1 protein-coding gene and 1 pseudogene are annotated in these 1,492 nt (G+C 60.3%); both read left to right on the forward strand.

The features are described 5' to 3' along the window. Positions 1-821 (forward strand): flagellin (locus IVB42_RS36995; RefSeq protein WP_253075416.1); only part of this gene is annotated, 821 nt, incomplete at its 5' end. A 371-nt stretch (positions 822-1,192) separates the two neighbouring features. Continuing rightward, a pseudogene (locus IVB42_RS37000) lies at positions 1,193-1,492 on the forward strand (flagellin); the annotation flags it as partial.

Consider the following 1,492-nt stretch of genomic DNA (forward strand, 5'->3'; position numbering starts at 1 on the left):
CCTCCGGCGTCGGCGGCATCAGCGGCAAGACCTTGACCTTCTCCTCCTTCAACGGCGGCACGGCGGTCAATGTCACCTTCGGCGACGGCACCAACGGCACGGTCAAGACGCTCGACCAGCTCAACACGAAGCTGCAGGCCAACAACCTGTCTGCGACGATCGACGCCAACGGCCTGCTGACGGTGTCGACCACCAACGACTACGCGTCCTCGACGCTTGGTTCGGCGGCGGCGGGTGGTGCGATCGGCGGCACGCTGACCTCGTCGCTGACGTTCTCGACGGCTTCCAGCCCCGTCCAGGACTCGGTTGCGCAGACGGCCCGTGCCAACCTGGTGTCTCAGTACAACAACATCCTGAACCAGATCGACACGACTTCGCAGGACTCCTCGTTCAACGGTGTCAACCTCTTGAACGGCGATCAGCTCAAGCTGGTGTTCGACGAGACCGGCAAGTCGAACCTCAACATCACGGGTGTGTCCTACAACTCCAAGGGTCTGGGCCTCGCCTCGTTGACCAGCGGCGTCGACTTCATCGACAACGCTGCGACCAACAAAGTGCTGACCAACCTGAATGCCGCGTCGAGCACGCTGCGTTCGGAGGCCTCGAGCCTCGGTTCGAACCTCTCGGTGGTGCAGGTGCGTCAGGACTTCAACAAGAGCCTGATCAACGTGCTGCAGACCGGTTCGTCCAACCTGACCCTGGCTGACACCAACACCGAAGCGGCGAACAGCCAGGCGCTGTCGACCCGCCAGTCGATCGCGGTCTCCGCGCTGTCGCTGGCCAACCAGTCGCAGCAGAGCGTGCTGCAGCTGCTCCGCTAACAAGCGGACGACATCGCAAGCAAGACATCGTTAAGCAAGACATTGCGGCGGGGCTTCGGCCCCGCCGCTTTCTTTTGCGCAAGCGTTCGCAGACGTGGCGTGGGACGAAGATGGTGCATTCAGGTGCAGCCGTTTGCCCACTCTGAGTTATGGTTGACAAGTAGCAAACGTCCCGCGATTGCGCGAAAAAGCATCATTCCATCATGGTGATAGGACTGAGATCGATTTCTCTTCGGCCGCGCTTATGGTGAATCCGCGCAAGGACTGGCGCGACGCACTTCATGCTTTGTTAGCCACCTACGTTCACCTTCCCGGCATCGATTAATCCTAATCGAAGTTTGTTGCGTTGCGTACCAGAAGGGTAACAGCTTATGTCCGGTATTGTTCTCTCCTCTTCGGTTCGTCAGAACCTGCTCTCTCTCCAGTCCACCGCTGATCTTCTCGCCACCACTCAAAGCCGCCTGTCGACCGGCAAGAGCGTCAACTCGGCCCTCGATAATCCGACCAACTTCTTCACGGCACAGTCGCTCGACAACCGCGCCAGCGACATCAACAATCTGCTCGACGGTATCGCCAACGGCGTGCAGGTGCTGCAGGCCGCCAACACCGGCATCACCTCGCTGCAGAAGCTGATCGACAGCGCGAAGTCGATCGCCAACCAGGCGCTGCAG

Source organism: Bradyrhizobium sp. 45, assembly GCF_023073155.1.
Lineage (GTDB): Bacteria > Pseudomonadota > Alphaproteobacteria > Rhizobiales > Xanthobacteraceae > Bradyrhizobium > Bradyrhizobium canariense_D.